This window comes from Neptunomonas sp., from assembly GCF_016744175.1.
Classification (GTDB): domain Bacteria; phylum Pseudomonadota; class Gammaproteobacteria; order Pseudomonadales; family Balneatricaceae; genus Neptunomonas.
Genome location: NZ_JADGEV010000042.1, coordinates 10,935 through 36,593, shown reverse-complemented (window position 1 = coordinate 36,593; position 25,659 = coordinate 10,935). Strand labels below are relative to the sequence as shown.

The following is a 25,659-nucleotide window of genomic DNA, read 5'->3' as shown; positions in this document are numbered from 1 at the left end:
TCACGAATAACCACCGTAAAGGTCGCACTATCAGCATCACTGGTAGAGCGCAGTTCTCCTAACACACGCTCCCAACGCTTCAAACCTTGCTCATTTTTCTCGATCCAACTTTGCGCTAACGCTTGTCCACTCAACTCGCTATCACTCATCAATACAGATCGAGTCAGACGGCTTTGCTGGGTATTCAAGTCTTCATTAAAGCCTTCACGAGCTAACAACTGCCAGTGGTTATCAGGCTCAATTTGGCGAATACGCTCACTCACCCAATCCAGCTGCAACCGCTCACCCAGCCAGAAGTCAACTTCTGCGGTGTTAAGAATCGGTTGATTAACCTCATCAGACACTTCACTGATAGCGAGAGCCGCGTACAAGCGCTCAGCACACGTAATACGCGCAGCAAGATCTTCAGGAATACCCACATCAATGAGCTTCTGGCATTGGCCTAACCAATGCGTTTTCAAGTCACCTGAAAGCAGCTCAGTAAATGATGTTCTGATCTCTGCCACTGCAGGCTTAAAGCGATCAATAACTTCCTGTACTTTAAAGCAACCTCGGTTACAGACATTACGTAGCAACCAATAACTTGCACGGCGCATCAAACGTAATAAATCCACCATCATGCGCTGCTGCACGCCCGTTGGTACGATGTTATCTAGTGCTTCAATCTGTTCCCAGATCTCGCGTAGCTCAAATACATCTCGCGCCACCAGGTAAGCAACCGCCACCTGATCTGCAGACTGGCCTGCGGTTTCCATCATGCGGTTGGTGAAAGTGATACCCATATGGTTCACCATCGCATTGGCCACTTGGGTTGCGATGATCTCTTTCTTCAACTGGTGGTCTTGAACAGCTTCGGGGAAACGTTCAACTAGCTGCTCAGGAAAAGCTTCTTTAATTTCATTTTTAACGTATGGGTCGTCAGTGATCCACGTATGCGTTAGCTGCTCTTTAAGCTCCGCCTTAGTGTAGGAGATCAAAACTGATAGCTCAGGCCTAGTAAGTTGCAGTTTAGCCTGCTGGCGCTGTTGTAGTGCTTCGTTATCGGGCAAAAACTCCAAAGCTCGATCCAAACGGCCTTCATCTTCAAGGCGATCCATCAGACGAACATACTCATCCTGAGATTTACCGGCATGCTCAAGCGCTAAGCTGAGCGCTCTTGCCTGTCGATCATTACTTTTCAGTACTTGTACCGCAACAGCGTCCGTCATATCACGTAATAAATCATTACGTTGTTTAACCGTTAAATCACCATCAGCAATACATTTATTGAGCAAAATCTTGATATTTACTTCATGATCGGAGCAATCAACTCCACCAGCATTATCAATAAAGTCGGTATTACAAGCACCGCCATTGTGACAGAACTCGATACGCCCTAATTGAGTAAAGCCTAAGTTGCCACCTTCACCTAGTACTTTGCAGCGCAGTTCATTACCGTTAACACGTAATGAATCATTCGCCTTATCACCCACATCAGAATGATTTTCCTGACTGGATTTCACATAAGTACCGATACCACCGTTCCAGAAAAGATCGATTGGTGCTTTTAGTAGCGCAGAAATCAAGTCATTCGGAGAAAGCTTGTCTTCCTTAATATCGAAATGCTTCTTCATCTCAGGAGTCAGCGTAATAGATTTAGCTGAGCGTAGGAAAACGCCACCACCTTTAGAGATTAACGACGTATTGTAGTCTTCCCAGCCTGAACGCGGCAGTGCAAACATGCGCTGGCGCTCTACAAAGCTACTTGCTTCATCAGGCGTTGGGTCGATAAAGATATGCATATGGTTGAATGCAGCCACTAAGCGAATTTTATCCGATAGCAACATACCATTACCAAATACATCTCCTGCCATGTCGCCCACAGCGATAACAGTGAACGGGTCTGTTTGAGTGTTAATTCCCATCTCACGAAAATGCAGTTTAACGGACTCCCACGCCCCTTTAGCGGTAATACCCATGCCTTTATGGTCATACCCTTGGCTTCCGCCTGAAGCGAATGCATCACCCATCCAGAAGCCGTAAGTCTCGGCGATTTCATTGGCAATATCAGAGAACGTTGCCGTGCCTTTATCAGCGGCGACCACCAAGTAAGGGTCGTCCTCATCATGGCGTACCACATTTTCAGGAGGGATAACTTCGCCATTTTGCAAGTTATCTGCCACATCAAGCAGACCACGAATGAAGATTTTATAGCTGGCAATACCTTCAGCCAGTATTTCATCACGTGTGCCACCTTGCGGCAGGCACTTAGCAACAAAACCACCTTTTGCGCCAACCGGTACAATAACTGCATTTTTCACTTGCTGGGCTTTAACTAAGCCTAAAACCTCAGTACGGTAATCTTCTTGACGATCCGACCAACGTAAGCCACCACGAGCAACCTTACCGCCGCGCAGATGTACACCTTCAACACGAGGTGAGTAAACGAACATCTCGAACATAGGTAACGGCTTAGGTATATCGGCTACCAGATGCGGATTAAGCTTAAAGGATTGATATTCTTTAGGCTCATTGTTCTCGTTGAGCTGGAAAAAGTTGGTACGTAACGTTGCTTTGATGAGCTCAAGGAAACGGCGCAGAATTTTGTCATCGTTAAGGTTATCAACCTTATCCAACGCATCAAGGATACTGCTTTCAATACGCCCGACTAATGCCTGTACTTTGCCTTTCGCCTGACGAGAGGGGTCAAAACGCGCACGAAACAGCGCCACCAGCAAACGGCTAACCTGTGTATGACGGGTCAAGGTTTCAGCAATATAAGCCTGACTAAAACCAAAGCGGATCTGCTGGTTGTAACGAGCATAAGCACGCAACATAGCCACTTCACGCCAATTTAAACCGGCGCCCAGCACTAAGCGGTTAAATTCATCATTATCAGCCAGCCCCTGCCAAATCGCTGCATAAGATTGCTGAAAAATATCTTTAACTTCATCTAGCTCAATCGGCTCTGAGCCACCACGGTGTGATAATGAGAAATCATGAATCCAATAGGTTTTCCCGTTTACACAGCTCACCACATAAGGATGCTCACCTACCACACGCAATCCTAGATTTTCTAGCACTGGAATAACGTCAGATAAAATTAATGGCTCTTCAGCGGTAAACAACTTAAAGCGCAATACAGATTGAGATTGCTCAAGGAGACGATAGAAACTCATGCTTAGAGGCTGTTTAGCCAGCAATTCCATCTTTTCAATATCGTGTACTGCATGTAGCGTCGTAAAATGCTCGCGATAAGCCACAGGAAATGACTCACGATAGAGGTTACTGCGAGTCGTGCCTTGCTCTTCGCCACAGGCTTCAATAAGGGCATTCTGCAAGTCATCGTTCCATGAACGAGATAGCTCTTGTACTTCCGCTTCAAGCTGCTCAAGATCAGGCGCTTCCTGACCCGGCTTAACACGCAGTACAAAATGGGTACGGGCCAATACTGACTCGCTAAACGAGTTTGTAAACTCTATATCCTGTGCATTAAACACTTTCTCTAGTAAGTGTTGCACATTCAAACGCAATGCCGTACTAAACAGATCTCGTGGTGCATAGTACAAACATGAAAAGAACTCACCGCTCTTATCTTCACGTACCAACAAGCACGCACGTCGTCTTTCCTGCAAATAGAATATTTTAAGCGCTATCTGATACAACTCTTTTTCTGATGCTAAAAATAGTTCGTCACGCGGAAGATCAATCAACACCTGTTCAAGAGACTTGCCACTATGGCCATGAGGATTAAAACCAGAGTGCGCTAAAACTCGCTCTACTTTCTGACGAATCATCGGAATGCGCTTAGGCCGTTCACGATAAACAGGTGAGGTATACAAACCAAGAAAGCGTGTCGCGCCAATACATTCGTTCTTTTCATTAAAATGATTAATGATCACTAAATCTAAATACGCAGGGCGATGTACACGAGAGCGCTCACCATGACGCTCAACTCTTAACGGTAATGTAGAGCTCTCAGTATTACCAAGATGCACCAGCTCAGAAAGCGTTAACACGCCCAGTCTTGAGCCATCTTGCACTAGCATTTCGGTACCTTCATATTCTACTTGGTCGCTGGCCAGGAAGGTGAAATGATCATCCATTAACCATTCGGTAAATGCTTGTTCCTGATCATAACCTGCAACGGCCAATGCGGCTGCACATTCTGCAGCCCGCTCTTTCATCGGCACAAAATCTTTTACAGAGACAGACACCGCAGACATAGCAAGCATCAGCTCTGACTGCAGACCTTTAAGCAGTTCAGGTTCGGTATGCCGGTCAACTTCTAAATAAATATATGACTCTGCAACACCTTCACCGTCATTTGATAATGCCTTAAAGTCATCGCCTTCACGGTCGACCCACAAGACGACATTCTGAATTACATGAATCCCGATACCTTGGCGGTTCAACTCCATACGTACCGAATCAACGATGAAAGGGGAGTCGACTGTTAGAATTTGTATCACTGTATGGTTGCTGTGCCAGCCATGCTGCTCTAGATCAGGGTTAAACACCTGAATTTTAGAACATGAGGAATCAAATTGACTGAGGAAAGACCAAGAAGATAACGTTGCGCCATATATAGCTTCTATCGGTCGTTGCGCAATTTCATCTTCGGGGGCGTAAGTAAAAAACTGATCAGCAAACTGCTCAACTTCAGGGGCTTGGTCGCCGCCTAATCTTTTTTGGAGCAATTCCTTTAATTTGATCACGGTTTTATTATTCTTTTTATTAGCTATCTCGCTGTCCATTTAGTGTGAGCTCCACTGTTTGCTTATCGGGATAAAATGGGATCAATGAAAAATCATAACGCTTAAATTATCAGATCTAGCTGTTTTCAGTATGATATGCCCTGAAAAGGTGCGCATCAAACTTTAGTCTACTCTTTAATAGATTTCTGCAAAACTTCCCGAGAATGGCGCAATTTCTCTATTCCATGGCGCAATTTTATCGCGGCAAAGCCCCGTCACACGGCATATCTTTAGCACGAGCCTAACAACAGTTCAATTCAGGTACTTTAGTCCTATAGAACCGGTGCTTTTGTAGAACAGCCGAAGAAAAGCCTTACTTAATATACTGTCTTAACCTGTTATTGAGAGGGGGACACCTAATGAAAGCAACCTTGCTATCGTCTTTAATTTTATACTCTGCACTCGCAACACCTTCTTTGGTACAAGCAGAAGAGGGGGGTATGACCGAAGCCGGGCGGAAGATTTTTAATCATCATTGCACCGCTTGCCATTCGCTTGAGCCAAGTAAAAATTCTTTCGGCCCGAACCTAATCGGCGTTGTAAACCGTAAGGCAGCGTCAATGCCACGCTTCTCCTATTCAAAAGCAATGCAAAAATCAGGCATTACATGGGATGAAGATAACTTACGCAAATGGATTGCTGATAACGAAGCACTCGTTCCAGGTACACGTATGCGCCATGTATCTATCACCGACGGAGCAGAACAAGACTACCTCATCAGCTTCCTGCGTTCGCTAAAGTAACCATGTGTAATTGCTAGCAAGCACTAGGTGGGACTCACAGCCCACCTGACCCCTTTCCTTTTTAGCTCGATGTTATCGCTTTATGTAACTCTTTAAGCCGTTTAACAACGTGGTGATTAATACTGCGCTGTGTAAAACCGCCATCGGCTTTACGCTTCCCTACCGACCGACCCATGAGGATTTGTAAGCACTCATCTACAGTAGCAACGGCATAAACGCTAAAATCACCGCGTTCAACGGCCTCAACGACCGTCTTTTTCAGCATTAGATTACGTACATTTGCCCGAGGAATGATTACACCTTGTTTCCCGGTTAACCCTCGTGTTTCACATAGTTTAAAAAAGCCTTCAATCTTTTCGTTCACACCACCAATTGCCTGAACTTCACCATATTGGTTGATAGAGCCAGTAAGTGCATATTGTTGGAAGATTGGTATATGTGTCAGTGCAGAAATCAGCGTACATATCTCTGCTAAAGATGCACTATCACCATCGATATACCCATAAGACTGTTCTAACGCGATACTCGCAGAAAGGGTTAATGGAAAGTCCTGAGCATATTGGTGCCCCAAGTAGCCAGAGAGGATTAACACCCCTTTAGAGTGAATGGATTGCCCTAATTGCACTTCGCGCTCTATATCGACAATACCACGACTGCCGGGATGCACTGTTGCAGTAATGCGTGCTGGCGTACCAAATGAAACGTCCCCAACTTGTAGCACAGTTAAACCATTACTTTTCCCAACAGCCTCACCGTCAGTATCAATAAGCACTGTTTCATTAAGGATGCTTTCCAATATTTTCTGTGCAAGGCGGCCTGTTCTCTTTTCTTGAGCATCTAATGCCATTTCAACATGCTTAGCATTAATCAGGTCTTCCCCAGCAGATTTTCGCTTATAATCTGCTTCGCATAAGAGATCCACCAACTCGCCAATGTGAGCTGATAACAGATCTTGATCACCCGAAAGGCGCGAACTTTGCTCAACTAAACGCGCAACAGCATCACGAGTCAGAGGCGCTAAACTCTCTTCCGCGGCTAAGGTTTTCATCAAGCGTGCATAATTACGGATGGTTGCGGGAGCTCGTTCTACATCTTCGTCAAAATCGACAACCACCCTAAACATCTTCTCAAAGTCCTGATCCATCTCTTGTAACAAGTAGTACGTATCTCGCCCACCAATTAGTACGACTTTCACATGCAATGGCATGGGGGCAGGGCTCAAGGTAATAGTACTTATACCCGAATACTCGCTCATTGGATTTTCTATGCGTATTTCATGCGCTTTGAGCGCACGCTTTAGCGCACCATAGACAAAGGGCTGTTCCAGCAGTTTTTCCGCTTCTAATACAAGATAGCCGCCATTAGCCTTATGCAATGCGCCAGGACGAATCATTTGATAGTTAGTAACCATCGCCCCCATGTCGTTGTTGTACTCAACTCTTCCAAACAAATTCTCATAGCTTGGGTGCGCCTCAAAAATAACAGGGGAACCTTTGGTCTTACTGTTATCCACAAGCAGGTTCACACCAAACTGGTCATCCAGTAATGTGCGCCGCCCATTCTCTGTGCGCGCTTCAATAAGCCTTTCATCATTTATTAAATCGGCACTATTTTTAACAATATGACTTTCTAGCTGATTAAAATAATCAGCTAATCCACTAATATTATTGTATTTTTCTTTGACTGACTGAATAAGAGGAGAAGCCGTTTGTCTTGCCGTATCACGGTCAAGTATTTTCATTTTTTCAGCAGCTTCGCGGCGCCATTGTGGCAACTCAGTTAAGCTTTCTGTTAAGTAATCTTCTAACTCAGAAATATTTTTTGAGAAAGAGTCCCTTACCTCTTCGGGCAACTGGGAAAACATTGCTTCATCCATTGCTTGGCCTTCAGCTACCGGGGTGAAACCAACCGTTCCGGCATCTTGATAGACTGCAATGCTGTTCTCACGCGCGCGCTTTTCAACGCTATCGATGGCCTGATCATAGTGGCGATTAAAGTCGCGCTCTATTTTACTTTTTTTACGTTGATAAGCGGGGTTTTCAAACACAGCAGGTAACTCTGTCATGATCGTCTCAATCATGCGCTTATTATCACGTCGTAACTGCGATGCTTTACCTGCTTGAAGTTCCATTGATACTGGATAACGATCATCCAATAAATTATTCAGATAACACCAGTCACTGGGCTTTTTCTCCTTTTTAGCGATGCCTTTTAGACTTTCCATCGCGAATGAGAAACGTCCCGTATGCGGATTACCCATAACAAAAAGATTATAACCAGGGCGACGCATTCCCACGCCAAAGCCCATGGCCTCGATAGCTCGTTCCTGACCAAAAAAACCATTGAAGTTCTCCAAGGTTTCCGTCGTTAAAAAAGGCAGGATATCAGTATCACATACTTTATAAAGGGCTTCGGTAGGGAGGGATTTCAACTTTTCCATCAGTACATCCTGAGCCGGAGGGTTTATAAACTTTATAAACCCTGATCGGCAGGTATGCAAGAAAACAGGTGAAATTAGTCTAGGTTTAAAGCTTCTAAATCAATGATTTAAAATCTGCTCACGCAGCCGGTTAATGAGAGAGGCCGTTTCTGGGCGAATGCCTCTCCAGATATAAAACGATTCAGCGGCCTGCTCAACCAACATGCCAAGTCCATCTAATTGCTGACATGCACCGTGATTGCTTGCCCATCGATTAAACGGGGTAGGCTCAACACTGTACATCATGTCATAACACCACGACTGTGAGTGAATCATACCGTCAGGCAATACAGGCATCTCTCCTTGAAGGCTAGCAGCGGTTCCATTGATGATCAGATCAAATGGGCCACATAGCTTATCCAACGACGATGCAGATACATTTCCAAAGGGAGAAAAGAGCTCAGCTAATGTTTGTGCCTTTGAAACGGTACGATTAGCAATCACGACTTCGCTCGGGCTTTGTTCCAATATAGGCTTCACAACACCGCGAACAGCGCCGCCTGCACCTAATACGAGCACTCTTTTATCCTTCATCGCATAACCGTGGTTTTCTTGGATGTCTCGTACCATCCCCACGCCATCAGTATTCTCGCCGCACAGTAGGCCGTCTTCGTTCAAATACAAAGTATTAACAGCACCAGCAAGTTCAGCACGCTCTGACCGTGCCTTAGCTAGTTTCCACGCATCTTCTTTAAAAGGGACTGTTACATTTAGCCCTTTACCACCGTCAGCCAAGAAGCCAGCAACGGCTTCTTCAAACTTACCTACAGGCGCACAAACAGCTTCGTAACTCAATAACTGGCTGGTCTGCTGGGCAAATTGCGTATGTATATCTGGTGACTTAGAATGCGATATTGGATTGCCAAAAACGGCATACTTATCCACATGAGCCATTGTTAAAACTCCAACCAGTTCTGCGGTTTCAGATAACGCTCATACAACTCTGCTTCTTCACTACCTTCATCCGGTTTCCAGTCATATCCCCAACGCACTTCAGGAGGTAAAGACATTAAAATAGACTCTGTTCGTCCGCCTGATTGCAAGCCAAATAACGTGCCGCGGTCGTAAACGAGATTAAATTCAACATAACGTCCACGACGATGCAGTTGGAAATCTCGCTGTTTTTCGCCATAAGGCGTACCGTTTCGGCGTTGAATGATTGGTACATAAGCAGGTAAATATGCATTCCCAATGGACTGCATCAACGCAAAGCTCTTCTCAAAGCCAAACTCATTTAAATCATCAAAGAATAAACCACCAACACCACGAGGCTCATCGCGGTGTTTTAAGTGAAAATATTTATCACACCATGTCTTAAAACGAGGATAGATTTCATCACCAAAGGGGTCACAAGCTGCTTTTGCTGTTACATGCCAATGACGACAATCATGATCATTTCCATAATACGGTGTCATATCAAACCCACCACCGAACCACCACACCGGCTCTTCACCTTCTTTCTCTGCAATAAAAAAACGTACATTGGCATGCGAGGTAGGAATGTACGGATTTTTGGGATGCATGACCAATGACACTCCCATCGCTTCAAAGCTACGCCCAGCTAGTTCTGGACGGTGGGCTGATGCAGAAGCGGGCAGGGCATCACCAAAAACATGCGAAAAGTTAACGCCACCTTTTTCAAAAATACCGCCATCCACAATAACACGCGTGCGCCCACCACCACCTTGCGGCCTTTCCCAGCTATCTTCTACAAATTTTTGCTGGCCATCTGCTTCTTCTAGCTCTTTGCAAATACGATCTTGAAGGTCTAATAAATAACTTTTTACTGCGTCAATATCGGGTGCAGACATAATCAGCCACTCTCCAATGTCGTCAAATATTAAGAACGAACTACGCGACTATCACGTAGATCCTGTATACGGGTTGGTTGAGCGGAATCACCCAAAGACCCAGGAAGACAGTAATCCAGCTCTTTTCCGAAGTAAGTGCTTACTCTCAGCAAAGACTTCGCAGGATAAGCTCCCGACGGGTTCGCCGAGGTAGATACTATAGGCCCTCCAAATGCTTTACACATTTCAATAATCCCTGGATGAGCACTAACTCTTACAGCTACAGATGAGTGTTTTCCTTTAATCCATGGCGGAATAATATTTTCAGGATCAGGAATCAACCACGTATTGGGGCCTGGCCAACTACTGTTTAGTCGAGCAAGACTTTCACTATCTACAAGATCTAATAAAGGCTGTATCTGCAACATATTAGCAGCAACTAAAATAACTCCTTTTTCAACAGGGCGCTTCTTCAGTGCTAATAGCCGCTGTACTGCTTCTTCATTATATGGATCGCACCCCAACCCCCATACTGCTTCTGTGGGGTAAGCGATAACTCCACCACCACGCAACACCCTGGCAACCTGAGAGAAATGCCACTGATTCATGCCAAAAACTCTTTATATTAAAGCCGGAAAACTACCTGTTTCAAGGCTTACTTGCAACTGTACTTCAGTGTATTAGCGAATCCTTTGGTATCCACCACCTAAGGCTTCGATCCATCCTAGTAGCTCCAATTCAACTAAGTTTGCTTGCAATTGACTGCTGTCTCCCCCTATACGTATAACGATGTCTTCTAGTAAAGTTTGAGAAAAATCTACCGCATTTAGCGTCCTGCTGTGAGTGTCAGAAAGGTTACTGTTATCTTCATTAATGAGTTCATTCTCATCATATTGTTCAGATACTCTTCTCAGTAAACCCAACATAGCCGATAGTTCATCCAACATGTGATCTACTGACTCAACCAACACAGCCCCTTCTCGGATAAGGGCATGACATCCTCGGCTTCCTGGATGATCAATAGAGCCTGGAAGCGCAAAAACCTCTCGCCCTTGATTAAGAGCCATTCGGGCAGTAATAAGAGAGCCACTTTTTAATGCCGCCTCTACTACCAGCACACCCGTTGATAGCCCACTGATAATTCGGTTACGTCGAGGAAAGTGTGCCGCTAATGGACCAGAGCCTGGAAGTAGCTCTGTTACCAAAGCACCACCTGTATCTAGTATTTTCTCTGCCAGTTTTTTATGACGATGTGGATAAATTCGATCACTTCCCGTCCCCATCACAGCAACAGTGGGCAAGCACAAATCAACAGAGGCTTGATGAGCCGCTCCATCAATCCCCAAAGCCAGACCACTCGTCACAACAAAGCCTCCCATCGAAAGCGCTTTAGAGAACTGATAGGCATGGCGCAAGCCCGCAGCGCTAGCTTTACGGCTGCCAACAACTGAAATCATAGGTAAATGCAGTGCATCTATATTGCCCTGTAAAAACAACATCACAGGATGATCAGGAGCGTCGCGAAGCAAGGAAGGGAAAGCCGCATCATCAGCAAGTAAACACTGAATGTTTAAACGCTCAAGTTGCTCAGTAATTTGTTGAGTAGAATCCCATAAAGACCCCCTTCGCATAACGTAATTACACAATTGAGTCTTTTGAAGATTATTTAATTTGGGTGTATTTGAGGCAGCCGAATGGCTGTTGTGACTCGCTATCAGTTTCTCAGGCGTCCATTTACCATGGAAAAGCTTGCCTAATGTCGCCGGGCCTATGCCCGGTAACTGGCTGATAGCGATCCAGTCCTTTGGATCGCATGTCATATGACGCTCTCTATAAGCTTATATATCGTCTATTTAAAAATTATCAGCATCAGGTGAACGAACGATATCACCAATGGACAAAACATTCGTTGCGGTCATGACTAAAGCATAACTCACTTTATCGTATGTTTTAAAAACCATGAGCGCACCCGCGTCTTCTGCAGGAAGCGTAACGCTTTCTTTAGTAATAGGGTCTTTAATTGTTTCACCTCGAGTGAATATCTTAAAGACATGCCCTGTTTTCAATCCTTCACGGCTACCCAAATTGATAGTTACTGCATCGTAACGCCCAATTTTTGTTACACCACGTAAAACCGCAAGTATTTGCCCTTTTACCTCATAAGGTGCAGCGACAGGATAAAAAACAGACTGTAAGCGAGCCTGTGGTGCAGGAATGACTCTATCCAGCACACGCACTTCTTGATGCGACTTGATGATTTCCAAACTAGTAATATCATCATCCAGTGCCGTGATACGTGCTTCGGCAACCTTAAGAAGCTCGTACCCCAATAGCTCTTGAGTATTTGGGTCAATATATTCTTTGGCAGGACGATACACATTTTGTGCTATATGACCCTGATCAACCTCTCCACGTGCGTAGATTCGATCACCAGCACCCGCAATGATACGCGCATTACGCCCCCCTAGTACGTAGGGAGTTTCCTTCAGTAGCTCTGAATCCACTACGACATTATCACTTAAGAAAGCATATAAGTCCTTTAGCGGAATGGCAGGAATTGCACCATCTAATTTTGAGACACGAGCACGAGGCTGCATTCGGTCATTTTTGAAACTGAGTTTTGGTTTCCCATCAACCCATGTTAAATAAAGAATATCCCCTGGATAAATCCAATGCGGGTCATCGATCTGTGGATTTACGTCCCACAGTTCAGGCCAACGCCAAGGTTTCTTTAAGAAGTGTCCAGAAATATCCCACAAAGTATCGCCTTTAACGACTACATACTCTTGTGGATAGTTTTCTTTTAGCTGTATTTGATCAGCTCTTGCTTGTACTTGAGTCGGCATTGACAGAGCAAGCCATGAAGCCAAACATATACCAAACAGTTTTTTCATCTCAGTTCCCTTGCTGAGTGCCCGGATTTAACCATTGCACATATGAGAAACAATGGTAAACGACAAATGCATCGTAGCGCCATATCAGTATAATAGGATAAACGATGTTTTGTGCCGAATTTGGCTCTTATAAATAATTTTTCGAAGAATATGTGAATTTATGGCCCTGTTAACTGTTTTAGAGTTCCCTGATCCGCGACTGCGTACTATCGCAGAGCCCGTTGAACATGTTGATGATGCACTGCGTGAAACTATCGACAACATGTTTGAAACTATGTATGACGCGCCAGGCATTGGTCTTGCAGCAACACAAGTTAATATTCATTATCAAATCATCACTATTGATGTATCAGAAGAGAGTGATGAGCCTTTGGTTTTGATTAACCCCTCATTTGAACCAATATCAGATGAACTCGAACTGATGCAAGAGGGCTGTCTGTCAGTCCCCGGCTTTTATGAAGATATTAAACGCCACAATCACATCCGCGTAAAAGCACTGGATCGAAATGGCGAATCTTTTGAAATGGAAGCACATGACTTGTTAGCAGTCTGCGTCCAACATGAGATAGACCACCTTAATGGCAAACTGTTTGTTGATTACCTTTCCAATTTAAAGCGAAGCCGTATCCGCTCTAAGCTGGAGAAAGCACATAAACTTGAACAGGCCAACTAAGCTACTTAATTTTGATTACTCACAGGTTTGCTGTAAGCAAACCTGTTTTTGTTTATGGACTCCTCATGACAACACCTTTAAGAATAATTTTTGCTGGCACACCTGATTTTGCAGCTAGCAGCCTTGCTGCACTCATTAAAAGTGAGCATCAGGTTATCGGCGCGTATACACAGCCAGATCGCCCAGCCGGCAGAGGTAGAAAATTAAAAGCGAGTCCCGTTAAATCACTTGCCCTAGAGCATGATATACCGGTGTACCAGCCTCAATTTCTTAAAGGTGAAGCGGAACAGGCAGAACTTGCAGCCCTTGATGCAGACCTAATAGTGGTGGTTGCTTATGGGCTTTTGCTACCTTTAGCCGTACTAGAAACGCCTAAACATGGCTGTATCAATGTACACGCCTCACTCCTCCCTAGGTGGCGTGGCGCAGCGCCTATTCATCGATCGTTGTTAGCAGGTGATACAGAAACCGGTATAACCATTATGCAAATGGATGAAGGCTTGGACACAGGTGACATGTTATATAAAAACACATGTTCCATTTTACAAGATGATACCAGTGGAATCTTACACGATAGATTGGCTGTTATCGGTGCTACCGCGCTCATTGATACATTAAAGCTTATCCAGTCTAACCAGCTAAGCCCGATCAAGCAAAACAGTGCTGATGCTTGCTATGCTCACAAGCTAACAAAACAGGAAGGGCTCATAGACTGGTCAAATACTGCTTCTGACATCGACAGACAAGTAAGAGGGCTATCACCTTGGCCCATCGCTTATACCGCAATGGGCATTGATAACTTGCGTATATTGAGTGCATCTCCTCAGCAGGAAGTAACCCTCACCTGCGAACAGCCGGGCACCATCATAGAAACGCAGAAAGACTATATTACGGTTGCTTGTGGCCAAGGCACCGCACTAAATGTAAGCCGCCTCCAACTACCAGGAGGAAAGCCATTAGCAACGAAAGATGTGCTTAACTCCCGTAAAGAGCTTTTCTCACAAGGAGTACAACTAGGCATATGATTAACGTACGAGGTTTAGCCGCTCTTGCCATCGCACCCTTGCTTGAAGACAAAGGCTCTTTAAAGCAGTCTTTAGCAGACTCGTTACAACAATGTGATGAAAAAGACAGATCACTACTTAGACAAATATGTTTTGGAACCGCACGAAATTTTCCAAAACTTCAGCTCATAGCAGGGGTGCTACTTGAAAGACCCATTCGCAAATCTGACACTCACATCTACGCATTATTACTTGTCGGTTTATATCAGTTATTAGAGATGCGAATCCCTGCGCACGCATCCATTAGCGAAACAGTTGAGGCGGCACACCAACTAGACGCTCAACGTGTTACTGGGCTTTTAAATGCTGTTTTTAGACGTTTTGATCGTGAAAAAGATCACATCATTGAAACACTTTACGACGAGCCTGTTTTTTTATTTAATCACCCAAACTGGTTTATCGAAAAGCTCAAACATAACTGGCCACATTTCTGGCAAGAAATTCTAGCTCAAAACAATCTTCAAGCGCCGATGACTATTCGAGTTAATCAACGACATGTTTCACGTGAAACATATTTAGCATCACTCGCAGAATTAGATATTGCAGCAACAGCAACACCCTTTTCAATGCATGGAATAACGCTATCGTTACCTGTTGATGTTTCCAACCTACCAGGCTTTGAAGATGGACATGTTAGCGTTCAAGACGAAGCCGCCCAGTTAAGCACTTACTTACTTGAAGTAAAGGAAGGGGACCATATCCTTGATGCTTGTGCAGCTCCCGGGGGGAAACTTTGTCATTTACTAGAATCTTGCGAGAACATTACTGTAGATGCCTTAGAAATATCGACTAAACGAGCCGATAGAATCAAGGAGAATCTTGAAAGATTAAGGCTTAATGCCACGCTAATTATTGCAGACGCTTCAACAGATGAGTGGTGGGACAGCGCCCAATACGACAAAATTCTTGTAGATGCCCCTTGCAGCGCTACGGGGGTTATCCGTAGAAATCCTGATATAAAAATCTTACGAAAGGCAGAAGAAATTATTGCAATTTCAAACCTGCAACTAAGAATACTCAGCAACTTATGGAAAATGCTTAAACCGGGAGGAACACTGGTTTATGCTACATGCTCAATATTTCCCCAAGAAAACGAACGCCTTATTGAACGTTTCTTAAAAGAGCACAACGAGGCTATTCACACGCCCATAATTGCAAGCTGGGGTGTAGAGAGACCCTTCGGAAGACAGCTATTCCCTCAGCCTAATGGTCACGATGGCTTCTTCTATGCAACACTCAACAAAGCTGATATTTAACTTTAGCGGAAGAGCGGATGAAAATTGTTATTCTAGGAGCAGGACAGGTTGGCGGAACACTTGCAGAAAACCTCGCCAATGAAGCGAATGATATTACGATTATAGATACAGATATCAATCGACTTCGCGAGCTACAAGATCGACTAGACATCCGTACCGTAGAAGGTAACGCTTCGTATCCAAGCCCGCTTGCTCAAGCAGGTGCTCAAGATGCTGACATGCTTATAGCAGTCACGAACAGCGACGAAGTTAATATGGTCGCGTGCCAAATTGGCCAGACACTATTTAACATTCCAACCAAGATAGCGCGAGTGAGAGCACATGATTACTTGCAACAAGATAAGCTTCTTTTTAATAAAGACGCTCTTCCAATCGACGTATTAATAAGTCCCGAGCAGCTCGTCACACAGCATATAAAACGCCTTATAGAGCAACCCGGCGCTCTACAAGTTCTCGACTTTGCAGATGGAAAAGCTCAGCTAGTTGCAGTTAGGGCTTATTATGGAGGCCCACTCGTCGGAAGAGAGATCGCTTACCTTCGCACTCATATGCCTGCTATCGACACACGTGTGGCAGCTATTTTTCGTCAGGGAAAACCAATCATCCCTCAAGGCGACACCATCATTGAGGCAGATGATGAAGTGTTCTTTATAGCCGCTAAGAAGGATATAAGGGCGGTAATGAGCGAACTGCGTCGATTAGACAACCCATACAAGCGCATCATCATTGCTGGCGGCGGCAATATTGGCGCACGGCTAGCAGGCAATATCGAATCAGATTTTCGCGTTAAAATTATAGAACGTAGCATGCAACGGTGTAATCAACTTGCTCGCACATTGAATAACACCATTGTGCTCAACGGCAGCGCATCTGATAAAGAACTGCTACTTGAAGAAAACATAGAAGATACTGACGTCTTTTGCGCATTAACAAATGATGATGAAGCCAACATAATGGCTTCGATGCTGGCAAAACGACTTGGCGCAAGAACCGTGATGACACTTATCAACAACCCAGCATACGTTGATTTGGTACAAGGTGGCGTCATTGATATAGCAATATCTCCTCAACAAACCACGATCGGCGCACTACTAACACATGTCAGACGCGGCGATGTCGCCGCAGTACACTCCTTACGACGGGGAGCAGCAGAAGCCCTAGAAGCCGTAGCTCATGGTGATAAACGAAGCTCTAAAGTGGTAGGTCGGGCAATAGAAGACATAGACCTTCCACCTGGGACAACTATTGGTGCTATCGTAAGGAATGAAGAAGTACTAATCGCACACGATGATGTCGTTGTTCAAAATGGCGACCATGTAATTCTATTTTTAGTTGATAAACGACGAATTGGTGAAGTAGAACGACTCTTCCAAGTCGGTCTTGCATTCTTCTAACCCTGAGACCTAGTCATGCACTATCGCGTTATTCTAAGAATTTTAGGCATACTCCTCATGGTGTTTAGTATCACCATGCTCCCACCCATAGGCGTGTCATTGTTTTATGATGATGGTCACGACTACGCATTTGTTGGCGCATTTGCGATTACTATCACAACAGGTTTTCTAATATGGCTACCTGTATATAGGGTTAGGCAAGACTTAAGAACACGTGATGGCTTTTTGATTACCGTTCTATTCTGGGTGGTGCTAGGCATGTTTGGTGCAGTACCCTTAATTCTTTCCCAAAGCCCACACTTAATGGTTGTAGACGCTGTTTTTGAATCACTCTCTGGTTTAACAACAACAGGGGCAACCGTCATAACAGGCATCGACACATTACCTAAGTCAATTCTTTACTATCGTCAGCAACTGCAGTGGTTAGGCGGTATGGGAATCATCGTACTTGCCGTTGCTATATTGCCAATGCTGGGGATTGGAGGGATGCAGTTATATCGCGCTGAAACACCTGGCCCCGTCAAAGATAGCAAGCTAACACCCCGCATAACTGAAACAGCTAAAGCCCTTTGGTACATATATTTATCTCTAACAATCGCATGCGCACTAGGTTATTGGGCTGCTGGCATGACGCCTTTTGATGCTATTGGGCATAGCTTTTCCACTGTCGCTATTGGTGGTTTTTCAACACACGATGCAAGCATTGGTTACTTCGACAGCTCGGTTATTGAAGCAATATGTACATTTTTTATGGTGATATCAGCGGTCAACTTCAGTCTTCATTTCTTCGCTTGGCGACAAAAATCCATACTACATTACTTTCAGGATCCAGAGTTCCAATTCTATGTAAGCATACTTGCCGCAGTAACAATGATTACCATGTTTGTTTTAATTGGTACCGAAACGTACGGACCAGTTGAGTCGGTTCGAAAATCTATATTTATGGTGGTATCAATCGCAACAACAACAGGGTTTGCAACAGCGGATTTTGCCCACTGGCCTGTCATGCTGCCATTCATGCTATTTGTAGCTGCCTTTGCAGGTGGCTGTGCGGGCTCTACCGGCGGGGGAATGAAAGTCATTCGCGTATTACTCATCCTTAAGCAGGGCTATCGCGAAATTATGCGACTGGTTCATCCCAATGCAGTGATACCTGTAAAGCTTGGAAACAAACCCATCTCTGACAGGGTACTCGAAGCAGTGTGGGGGTTTTTCTCTGTATACCTTATTGTCTTCATCATTATGATGATAGCGTTGCTTGGTACTGGACTAGATCAAGTAACGGCGTGGTCAGCCGTTGGGGCAGCACTTAATAACTTAGGCCCAGGACTTGGTGATGTAGCCGTTAATTACGGTAACTTGAATGAAACTGCAAAATGGATTCTATGTTTTGCAATGCTGCTGGGGCGCTTGGAAGTATTTACTTTACTAGTCCTGTTTACGCCTGCATTCTGGAAACGTTAGCACTAACGTTTCTGGTATGGACTTAACACTCCTTCAGGCTGATGGTTAAACCGTTTATATTCCCACTGATACTGTTCAGGGAGCGCTCTCACACATCGCTCCACTGACTTATTCATACCCGCAATAGCTATTGAAAGGTCCTTACTATATATATCCGGATCGGCTTCTATGAAGTGCAAATTAAAACCCTCACCATTACTTAACCTTTCTGCATAGCCACATATTACTTTTGCTCCCGTTTGCTTAACAAGCTGGGGAAGCAGTTTCATACTGTAAGCATTGTTGCCAAAAAAAGGAGAAAACTCTCCACCTGTTGCTGGCTCTTGGTCGGGTAGGATTCCAATCATTTCACCACGCTTAAGCGCCTTCATGATGGTTCGCACTCCAGAAGCATCAGCAGGAGCAAGCTTAGTACCTAAACGTGCGCGTACTTTTTTAATAAAGCTATCCATTAACTTCATTTTAGGAGGACGATACATTGCCGTAAAAGTGTAACGCTTGGAGACATAAAGGTTGAGGATTTCCCAGTTTCCAAGATGAGGGGCTAATAGAATTACACCTTTGCCAAAGGATAGGCTTTCTTCAACCAAAGATGCATTACTTATGTGCTTAATAGTTTTCAGTGTGCGGCCAGGAGACCACAACCAAGACATTCCCATTTCAGAGAAAGTCTTACCCGTCTCTAAAAGGCTGGCAGAGCTTAGACTATTTATTTGATCTGGGGAAAGCTCAGGAAAGCAGAGTTCTAAATTAATCTTGGTAATTTTATAGAGCGTAGACTCATTCTTTTTTGAAAGCCTGTTGCCAATAAATACACCTATAGACTGTGCCCATTTTAACGGAAGCAATGACATCAGCCATAAAATAGTAATGGCAATAATGGCCTTCAAATGTTTCATTATTTACCCTCAAAACAAAAGACACATTATATATAATTCAAGTAGAAAAAATCGTCCATTAGCAAAATGACAATTAATTTCTATCAATATTTTACCAAGAAACCTCATCACTCAACATAAAATCGATTTTGTTAACTAATTGCACCTGCTTGTCTTGCTTTTTGAAAAGGAAAAACAAAATCAATGGTGTATAATTTAGCGCTTAATTTTTTTACTCTATTTCAGAAATGGTGATTTCCGTGACGGACAATGTAACTCCGGATGTAAGTACGTTCCAGGGACTGATTTTAGCACTCCAAACCTATTGGGCTGAACAGGGCTGCGTCATCATCCAGCCTCTGGATATGGAGGTTGGTGCAGGAACATTCCATCCAGCTACATTCTTACGTGCTATCGGCCCTGAGACTTGGCGTTCGGCTTATGTTCAACCAAGTCGTCGACCGACTGACGGCCGCTACGGCGAGAACCCAAATCGTCTTCAGCATTACTATCAGTTTCAAGTCGCATTAAAACCGTCTCCGGATAATATTCAAGAGTTATATCTAGAGTCTCTCAAGCGTGTTGGAGTAGACACACTTGTTCACGATGTCCGCTTTGTAGAAGACAACTGGGAATCACCCACGTTAGGTGCGTGGGGTTTAGGTTGGGAGATCTGGCTTAACGGGATGGAAGTATCTCAGTTCACATACTTTCAACAAGCTGGCGGTTTAGAATGCTATCCGGTAACGGGCGAAATAACATACGGCCTAGAACGTATTGCAATGTACTTACAAAACGTCGATAGCGTTTATGACCTCATTTGGGCTAAGAGCCCTGATGGTAGCGTTGTAACCTATGGTGATGTGTTCCACCAAAATGAAGTTGAGCAGTCTACGTATAATTTTGAGCACGCTGACGTACCAAAGCTATTTGAAAACTTTGATCATTACGAAGCAGAATGTAACAAGCTTCTTGAAGTAAAATTACCCCTTCCAGCATATGAGCAAGTGCTAAAAGCATCTCATACATTCAACCTACTAGATGCTCGGCACGCCATTTCTGTGACTGAACGTCAGCGCTACATATTGCGCGTCAGAACCTTAGCTCGCGGTGTAGCACAAGGTTACTACAACACTCGCAAAGAGCTAGGTTTCCCGTTGGCGCCTGAAGCACTACGCAACGAAATATTAGCGGCTCATCAGGAGGAGAAATAATGACAACGCGTGATTTTCTTGTAGAACTCGGAACTGAAGAGCTTCCACCCAAAGCGCTGAAGAAGCTCTCTGCGTCATTTACAGCAGGCATAGTCAACGCACTCACTAAGGCAAACATCAGCTTTGGTGAAGTAAGCTCATTTGCAGCGCCACGTCGTTTGGCTGTAAAGATTTCTTCCTTAAGCAGGCAACAACCAGATACCAATGTTGAAAAACGCGGCCCTTCTTGTAAAGCGCCTCAACAAGCAATCGATGGTTTTGCTCGCTCTTGCGGGGTTGAATCAAACCAGCTTCAGGTTCTCGAAACAAATAAAGGAGATTACTTCGTCTTTCGCGCTGTAGAGAAAGGGACAGAGACAATCTCGTTATTACCAGAGTTTGTCCAGGAATCAATTAATGCGCTTCCTATTCCAAAGCGTATGCGCTGGGGTGCAAGCAGAATCGAATTTGTTAGACCCTCTAAATGGCTTGTCATGCTATTTGGAGACGAGATAGTTCCTGCAGAAATTTTGGGTGTGACTTCTGGGCGTAAAACGCGTGGGCATCGCTTTCATTACAACCAAGAAATTGAGTTAATGGCAGCCTCAGAATATGAAGAGAAACTATTGTCACCTGGATATGTCATCACAGATTTCTCAAAGCGCCGCGCAAAAATTGAAGCTCAGATTATCAAAGCAGGTACGGATCTCGGTGGTACAGCAGAGATTGATCCAGACCTTCTAGACGAAGTAACCGCTCTAAATGAATGGCCTGTTGCTCTCACCGGACGCTTTGAAGAACGTTTTCTTGATGTTCCACCAGAAGCACTCATTCTATCTATGAAAGAAAACCAGAAATATTTTCATGCTGTCGATAGTGAAAATAAGCTGATGCCTTTCTTTATTACGGTTGCAAATATAGAATCAAAAGACCCTCAGCAGGTCATTGAGGGAAATGAAAAAGTTATTCGTCCTCGATTAGCTGATGCTGCTTTCTTTTTTGAAACAGATAAGAAGACAACGCTTGAGTCACGTGTTGAGAAACTATCCACTGTCGTGTTTCAAAACCAACTTGGCTCAGTGCTGGATAAAGCTAAGCGGATATCGGAATTAGCCGGCTACATAGCTGCGACCCTTAACACTGATGTAGATAATGCTAAGCGAGCAGGCTACCTTGCCAAAGGTGATTTGCTAAGTGACATGGTATTTGAGTTTACTGACCTTCAAGGGCTTATGGGTTATCACTATGCATTACATGATGGTGAAGTCGACGAAGTAGCTGCTGCAATCAATGAGCAGTACTTACCTAAGTTTGCTGGGGATGAACTTCCACAAAGCAATGCAGGCATCGCCGTGGCTCTAGCAGACCGACTAGACACCCTTACAGGTCTCTTCGGAATCAAACAACCACCAACAGGATCAAAAGATCCTTTCGCATTACGCCGCGCTTCTTTAGGCGTACTGCGCATTATTATAGAGCGCGGACTGGATTTAGATCTTGAAGATATTGTAGCGAAAGCTGTTTCATTACATAAAGACTTACCTGCTGTAGATACGGCAACACAACAGGTAACAAACTTTATGCTGGAGCGTCTACGCGCCTGGTATGAAGACAAAGGCGTTTCTATCGATAGCTACCTTGCAGTTGTTGCCGTTCGGCCGACCAAACCTTTAGATTTTGATAAACGTGTTAATGCTGTAAATAGTTTTAAAGCATTACCTCAAGCAGCATCTCTTGCTGCGGCTAACAAGCGTGTATCTAACATCCTTGCTAAGAACGCTGAAAACAATTCGATTCCAGTTGATTCATCGTTACTGAAGCAAACGGAGGAGATCGCTCTAAACAACAGCGTAGATGCATTACAAAATCGCATTCAGCCTCTTTTCAAACTTGGGGACTACACCAATGCACTTGGAGAACTCGCCACACTGCAAGCTGATGTAGATGGCTTCTTTGATGCTGTAATGGTTATGGATGAAGATATAAAGGTTCGTAACAATCGCATCGCGATCCTTGCTAAGCTCCGTTCCTTGTTCCTGCGTACTGCTGACATTTCACTATTAAATAGCTAAGCAATATTAGTATGTTAAAAAACCGGCCTAGGCCGGTTTTTTTGTTTATAGAATAGATAATGTTTCACGTGAAACATCACTTTCATGTAGAAAAACAATCAGGAAAACTAAACTTTAGCGACCCTAGAGAAGACATTACGGCCAGGAAGACGTACTCCTAGAATCAACCCGTTACCAAGCAGGACTAAAAAAAGACCACTCATACTGCTTACTGACCACTCATACCCTTCAAATATAGTCGATAGCGTCAACGCTACAACAGGAAACATCACTGTGGCATATGCTGCCTTATTCGCACCAATGCGGCCAACAAGAGATAAGTAAGCAGTAAAGCCGACAATAGTGCCAATAATAGCGAGGTACAAAAGACTTCCAACATACTTGGCACTATCGTCCCACATTAAGGGAGTATCACTTATCCATATCAAGCCTGCTAGAAATAAAGCGCCATAAATCATTGCATAGCCGTTGCTTGTTAAAGGCTTAAGTCCTTTTTTGGTATGGCGAAGCGATATCATATTACCAAGCGAAAAAAGGTACGTACCAAATAACGCCAAGCCAATGCCTTGCAAATCAGAAGCATTAAAACTGTTACGACTAAGCTCTGGCCAGAACATTAAGCACAGACCAAAAACACCCAAAAGACCAGCAAAGAAAACTTCGGAAGAAGGGCGTTCACCCCAAAACACTCGGCTATTAATAGCATTAAATAAGGTTGCAGCAGAGAATACAACTGAGAGAAGCCCGCTAGCAATTGTCTGGCTTGCCGTGTAAAAACAGACAAAATTCATGGAAAAAAGGCATACACCTTGAATTAGCATAAAACCATGATCAGCCCGTGTTGTTGCTTGTACCCGTCTACACAGATATAAAACAGGTAGTAGCAATACACCCGCAATTGCGAATCGATAGAAGACCGACGCGAGTACGGGAACATCACCATCTTGCCAATGAATAGCTATCCACGTTGTACCCCAAATTAACACTGTATTTAAATATAAAAATGTATTCATAGTTATCTCCTAATGGAACGGATAATACGTGTGGCAACAGGAGACAGATATCACGATCTTGCGGTTTTGTTCTGATCTTGCGGTTAGCTTTATGTAAGAAAAAAATTGCCAAGTATTCATACAAGTACAGATGCTAGACTAATACCATGAGACACACGAATATTCCTTTAGAGCACACTTCGATTTCAAGCCGAGTGGATGACACCTTGGCTGCATCGAATGCCGTACGTCGCAATACCTGCGAGTTACCCGGGGGCATAAGCTATGCCCACTGGGCCAATGACTGGGACCGTGTGACTTATCAAAATCTTAATCATCACACGCTTAGCATTTACCTAGAAGGTGGTGGCCCTCAAATTAGAAGATGTGATCTTCCACAGCTGAGAGGAGAACCGGGCAGTGTTTGTCTTTTCCCTGTAGGACATGATTCGAAATGGGAAATAGAAAGCCATCTTGAGTTTTTTCATCTATATTTTAGCGATGATGCTCTTCGCAAATTAGCAGTCACCGCTTTTGATTTGGACCCTCGCTGCATAGAACTACCCGACTTAACCTATGCCAATGACCCACAACTAGTTCAGATCCTTCATAGCGAAGTACTTGCCTTACATTGGCAAGACAGTAGTGATTATTTGGCGTTACAACAGAGTAGCGAAACAATATTACTGCATATACTAAAACAACATATACGCCTTGGTTCTGCTCCAGAATTATTTCGCGGAGGACTAACAACCACCGTTCGAAACAGAGTTGTGGAGTATATTCATAACAAGATTAGCGATGTTGTGTCGTTAGAAGAGCTAGCTATCGTGGCACAACTCAGCCCCTTTCATTTCAACAGAATGTTTCGGCTGAGTATGGCATGCACTCCGCACCAATATGTTACTCAACTGCGAATTGATCAAGCAAGACAATTACTAGCAGCCTCATCAACTGAACAGCAGACATCATTAACCAACGTAGGGCTGCAATGTGGCTTTAATAATCAGAGTCATTTTGGGAGAATCTTTAAACAACATGTCGGTGTAACTCCAGCTCAATACCGAAAAGCGGTGAGTTAACTAATATCAACAAAGGCTAGTCACCTACAACACACTACAATCTGTAGTATTAAAACAATTAGCTAACAGAGCTAACTAACGACACAATAACGAGCTTACGGCTTTCAATAGTGGATCACGGTTGCGGCTAGAGAGATGAGCAAAGAGTACTCTAACCGTACTCTGCACTTCACATAACAACTCAACTTCTCCATCAGATAACGTATCTTTAGCTGAGCTTGCATGCAATAAACCGATACCAGCACCACCAGCAACTAATGTTTGAGTCACACTTTCATTGTCGATGCTGATAATCTGCTTAGGTTGGATTCCATGCTCCTGAAACAAGCGCTCTGCTGCACGCCCACAGCATGTGCTAGAGGTAGGGCATATCCAGGGTAATTTTTCGAGCTCAGACCAATCTAAAGACTGACTAATAGGAACCAACCCCACAGGCGCTGCCAGAAATATACCAAAACGAGAAACCTCGATGGCCATAAAGGTAGCATCTGTTTCTCCAACCTCACTGTAGAAACCCGCATCTAGACGAGCATCGCGGATACCCTTCTGAATATCGATTGATGTTCCATACTGATGCACAACAACCTCTACCTCTGGAAAGTGTTCAGAAAGACGTATGAGTAGCTGACTCAGTATCTCAGTACTTGCATTCCCACCCGCACCAATATGCAATTTCCCTGAAACACGTCCTTTGATACTGGCAGCCTCCTCAATAAACTCACGATGAACGGACAGTATCTGCTCCGCTTTTACGAGTAATCGCTGCCCATCATTAGTCAAACTCATCCCTTTATGGGTACGCTCAAATAAGGTAAGCCCCAGTGTTTCCTCGATGGCTTTTATATGGGCGCTAACGGCAGGCTGGCTTAAGTAAAGTCGTTCTGCTGCACGCGTTATGCTTCCTTCGCGTGCAACCGTAACGAGCGTTTTTAACTGATGTATTTCCATT

Annotated in this window: 19 protein-coding genes; 9 read left to right on the top strand and 10 right to left on the bottom strand. The window is 44.2% G+C overall.

All coding sequences use genetic code 11. From position 1 onward, the window contains the following. Positions 1 to 4,736: NAD-glutamate dehydrogenase (locus QZZ55_RS15955; protein WP_293268417.1), on the bottom strand; the 4,736-nt coding region annotated here is incomplete at its 3' end. 359 nt (positions 4,737 to 5,095) lie between these two features. Between QZZ55_RS15955 and QZZ55_RS15950 the strand changes: the two genes are divergently transcribed. Beyond that, entirely contained in the window at positions 5,096 to 5,479 is a 384-nt protein-coding gene (locus QZZ55_RS15950) for a c-type cytochrome (RefSeq protein WP_293268416.1), read from the top strand. Between the two features lie 61 nt (positions 5,480 to 5,540). Here the strand turns inward: QZZ55_RS15950 and QZZ55_RS15945 are convergent, their stop codons facing one another. The 6 genes from QZZ55_RS15945 to QZZ55_RS15920 all read right to left on the bottom strand — a co-directional run bounded on the left by QZZ55_RS15945 (position 5,541) and on the right by QZZ55_RS15920 (position 12,642). Beyond that, positions 5,541 to 7,919: an ATP-binding protein gene (locus tag QZZ55_RS15945; RefSeq protein ID WP_293268415.1), complete on the bottom strand. Its 2,379-nt coding sequence runs from the start codon at positions 7,917 to 7,919 to the stop codon at positions 5,541 to 5,543. 99 nt (positions 7,920 to 8,018) lie between these two features. Then, a complete protein-coding gene (gene aroE / locus QZZ55_RS15940; RefSeq protein WP_366512335.1) occupies positions 8,019 to 8,852 on the bottom strand; it encodes a shikimate dehydrogenase in 834 nt (277 codons plus the stop codon). Between the two features lie 2 nt (positions 8,853 to 8,854). Beyond that, entirely contained in the window at positions 8,855 to 9,769 is a 915-nt protein-coding gene (hemF, locus tag QZZ55_RS15935) for an oxygen-dependent coproporphyrinogen oxidase (protein ID WP_293268414.1), read from the bottom strand. A 29-nt stretch (positions 9,770 to 9,798) separates the two neighbouring features. Next, positions 9,799 to 10,356: a Sua5/YciO/YrdC/YwlC family protein gene (locus QZZ55_RS15930; protein WP_293268413.1), complete on the bottom strand. Its 558-nt coding sequence runs from the start codon at positions 10,354 to 10,356 to the stop codon at positions 9,799 to 9,801. Positions 10,357 to 10,428: 72 nt separating this feature from the next. Further along, the gene (gene dprA / locus QZZ55_RS15925; protein ID WP_293268412.1) at positions 10,429 to 11,568 is read right to left on the bottom strand and encodes a DNA-processing protein DprA; all 1,140 of its coding nucleotides are present in this window, start codon (positions 11,566 to 11,568) and stop codon (positions 10,429 to 10,431) included. A 33-nt stretch (positions 11,569 to 11,601) separates the two neighbouring features. Further along, positions 11,602 to 12,642, bottom strand: coding sequence for a LysM peptidoglycan-binding domain-containing protein (locus QZZ55_RS15920; RefSeq protein WP_293268411.1), 1,041 nt, complete (start codon positions 12,640 to 12,642; stop codon positions 11,602 to 11,604). Between the two features lie 160 nt (positions 12,643 to 12,802). On the opposite strand from QZZ55_RS15920, the gene def reads away from it, so the two are divergent. The 5 genes from def to QZZ55_RS15895 all read left to right on the top strand — a co-directional run bounded on the left by def (position 12,803) and on the right by QZZ55_RS15895 (position 18,493). Continuing rightward, entirely contained in the window at positions 12,803 to 13,315 is a 513-nt protein-coding gene (def, locus tag QZZ55_RS15915; protein ID WP_293268410.1) for a peptide deformylase, read from the top strand. A 65-nt stretch (positions 13,316 to 13,380) separates the two neighbouring features. Further along, positions 13,381 to 14,340 (top strand): methionyl-tRNA formyltransferase, encoded by a 960-nt coding sequence (gene fmt, locus QZZ55_RS15910; protein ID WP_293268409.1) that lies wholly within the window; start codon positions 13,381 to 13,383, stop codon positions 14,338 to 14,340. Further along, on the top strand, positions 14,337 to 15,635 hold the full coding sequence (gene rsmB, locus QZZ55_RS15905) for a 16S rRNA (cytosine(967)-C(5))-methyltransferase RsmB (protein WP_293268408.1): 1,299 nt from the start codon (positions 14,337 to 14,339) through the stop codon (positions 15,633 to 15,635). The genes fmt and rsmB overlap by 4 nt, the downstream gene beginning before the upstream one ends. A 17-nt stretch (positions 15,636 to 15,652) precedes the next feature. Then, positions 15,653 to 17,029, top strand: a complete 1,377-nt coding sequence (trkA, locus tag QZZ55_RS15900) for a Trk system potassium transporter TrkA (protein WP_293268407.1) — start codon at positions 15,653 to 15,655, stop codon at positions 17,027 to 17,029. 15 nt (positions 17,030 to 17,044) lie between these two features. Continuing rightward, positions 17,045 to 18,493: a TrkH family potassium uptake protein gene (locus tag QZZ55_RS15895; RefSeq protein WP_293268406.1), complete on the top strand. Its 1,449-nt coding sequence runs from the start codon at positions 17,045 to 17,047 to the stop codon at positions 18,491 to 18,493. Between the two features lie 2 nt (positions 18,494 to 18,495). On the opposite strand, the gene QZZ55_RS15890 is transcribed toward QZZ55_RS15895, so the two are convergent. Next, positions 18,496 to 19,392, bottom strand: a complete 897-nt coding sequence (locus tag QZZ55_RS15890) for a lysophospholipid acyltransferase family protein (protein ID WP_293268405.1) — start codon at positions 19,390 to 19,392, stop codon at positions 18,496 to 18,498. A 227-nt stretch (positions 19,393 to 19,619) separates the two neighbouring features. On the opposite strand from QZZ55_RS15890, the gene glyQ reads away from it, so the two are divergent. Both glyQ and glyS read left to right on the top strand, forming a co-directional pair. Further along, a complete protein-coding gene (glyQ, locus tag QZZ55_RS15885) occupies positions 19,620 to 20,585 on the top strand; it encodes a glycine--tRNA ligase subunit alpha (RefSeq protein WP_293268404.1) in 966 nt (321 codons plus the stop codon). Continuing rightward, positions 20,585 to 22,636 carry a glycine--tRNA ligase subunit beta gene (glyS, locus tag QZZ55_RS15880; RefSeq protein ID WP_293268403.1) on the top strand — a complete coding sequence of 684 codons (2,052 nt, stop codon included), beginning with the start codon at positions 20,585 to 20,587 and terminating at the stop codon, positions 22,634 to 22,636. The genes glyQ and glyS overlap by 1 nt, the downstream gene beginning before the upstream one ends. A gap of 107 nt (positions 22,637 to 22,743) precedes the next feature. Here glyS and QZZ55_RS15875 read toward each other — a convergent pair whose 3' ends face one another. Next, the gene (locus QZZ55_RS15875) at positions 22,744 to 23,649 is read right to left on the bottom strand and encodes an EamA family transporter (protein ID WP_293268402.1); all 906 of its coding nucleotides are present in this window, start codon (positions 23,647 to 23,649) and stop codon (positions 22,744 to 22,746) included. A 146-nt stretch (positions 23,650 to 23,795) separates the two neighbouring features. Between QZZ55_RS15875 and QZZ55_RS15870 the strand changes: the two genes are divergently transcribed. Next, positions 23,796 to 24,710 carry an AraC family transcriptional regulator gene (locus QZZ55_RS15870; RefSeq protein ID WP_293268401.1) on the top strand — a complete coding sequence of 305 codons (915 nt, stop codon included), beginning with the start codon at positions 23,796 to 23,798 and terminating at the stop codon, positions 24,708 to 24,710. 75 nt (positions 24,711 to 24,785) lie between these two features. Here the strand turns inward: QZZ55_RS15870 and QZZ55_RS15865 are convergent. Next, the coding region (locus QZZ55_RS15865; protein ID WP_293268400.1) for a LysR family transcriptional regulator at positions 24,786 to 25,659 on the bottom strand (874 nt) is incomplete at its 5' end.

What these genes read in the sequence shown, in the direction of transcription:
- glyQ (WP_293268404.1), top strand. Translation starts at nt 19,620, where the DNA reads ATGGTGATTTCCGTGACGGACAATGTAACTCCGGATGTAAGTACGTTC.
- fmt (WP_293268409.1), top strand. Translation starts at nt 13,381, where the DNA reads ATGACAACACCTTTAAGAATAATTTTTGCTGGCACACCTGATTTTGCA.
- hemF (WP_293268414.1), bottom strand. Translation starts at nt 9,769, where the DNA reads ATGTCTGCACCCGATATTGACGCAGTAAAAAGTTATTTATTAGACCTT.
- QZZ55_RS15875 (WP_293268402.1), bottom strand. Translation starts at nt 23,649, where the DNA reads ATGAATACATTTTTATATTTAAATACAGTGTTAATTTGGGGTACAACG.
- QZZ55_RS15895 (WP_293268406.1), top strand. Translation starts at nt 17,045, where the DNA reads ATGCACTATCGCGTTATTCTAAGAATTTTAGGCATACTCCTCATGGTG.
- QZZ55_RS15930 (WP_293268413.1), bottom strand. Translation starts at nt 10,356, where the DNA reads ATGAATCAGTGGCATTTCTCTCAGGTTGCCAGGGTGTTGCGTGGTGGT.
- QZZ55_RS15920 (WP_293268411.1), bottom strand. Translation starts at nt 12,642, where the DNA reads ATGAAAAAACTGTTTGGTATATGTTTGGCTTCATGGCTTGCTCTGTCA.
- trkA (WP_293268407.1), top strand. Translation starts at nt 15,653, where the DNA reads ATGAAAATTGTTATTCTAGGAGCAGGACAGGTTGGCGGAACACTTGCA.
- dprA (WP_293268412.1), bottom strand. Translation starts at nt 11,568, where the DNA reads ATGACATGCGATCCAAAGGACTGGATCGCTATCAGCCAGTTACCGGGC.
- QZZ55_RS15950 (WP_293268416.1), top strand. Translation starts at nt 5,096, where the DNA reads ATGAAAGCAACCTTGCTATCGTCTTTAATTTTATACTCTGCACTCGCA.
- glyS (WP_293268403.1), top strand. Translation starts at nt 20,585, where the DNA reads ATGACAACGCGTGATTTTCTTGTAGAACTCGGAACTGAAGAGCTTCCA.
- def (WP_293268410.1), top strand. Translation starts at nt 12,803, where the DNA reads ATGGCCCTGTTAACTGTTTTAGAGTTCCCTGATCCGCGACTGCGTACT.
- QZZ55_RS15945 (WP_293268415.1), bottom strand. Translation starts at nt 7,919, where the DNA reads ATGGAAAAGTTGAAATCCCTCCCTACCGAAGCCCTTTATAAAGTATGT.
- aroE (WP_366512335.1), bottom strand. Translation starts at nt 8,852, where the DNA reads ATGGCTCATGTGGATAAGTATGCCGTTTTTGGCAATCCAATATCGCAT.
- rsmB (WP_293268408.1), top strand. Translation starts at nt 14,337, where the DNA reads ATGATTAACGTACGAGGTTTAGCCGCTCTTGCCATCGCACCCTTGCTT.
- QZZ55_RS15870 (WP_293268401.1), top strand. Translation starts at nt 23,796, where the DNA reads ATGAGACACACGAATATTCCTTTAGAGCACACTTCGATTTCAAGCCGA.
- QZZ55_RS15890 (WP_293268405.1), bottom strand. Translation starts at nt 19,392, where the DNA reads ATGAAACATTTGAAGGCCATTATTGCCATTACTATTTTATGGCTGATG.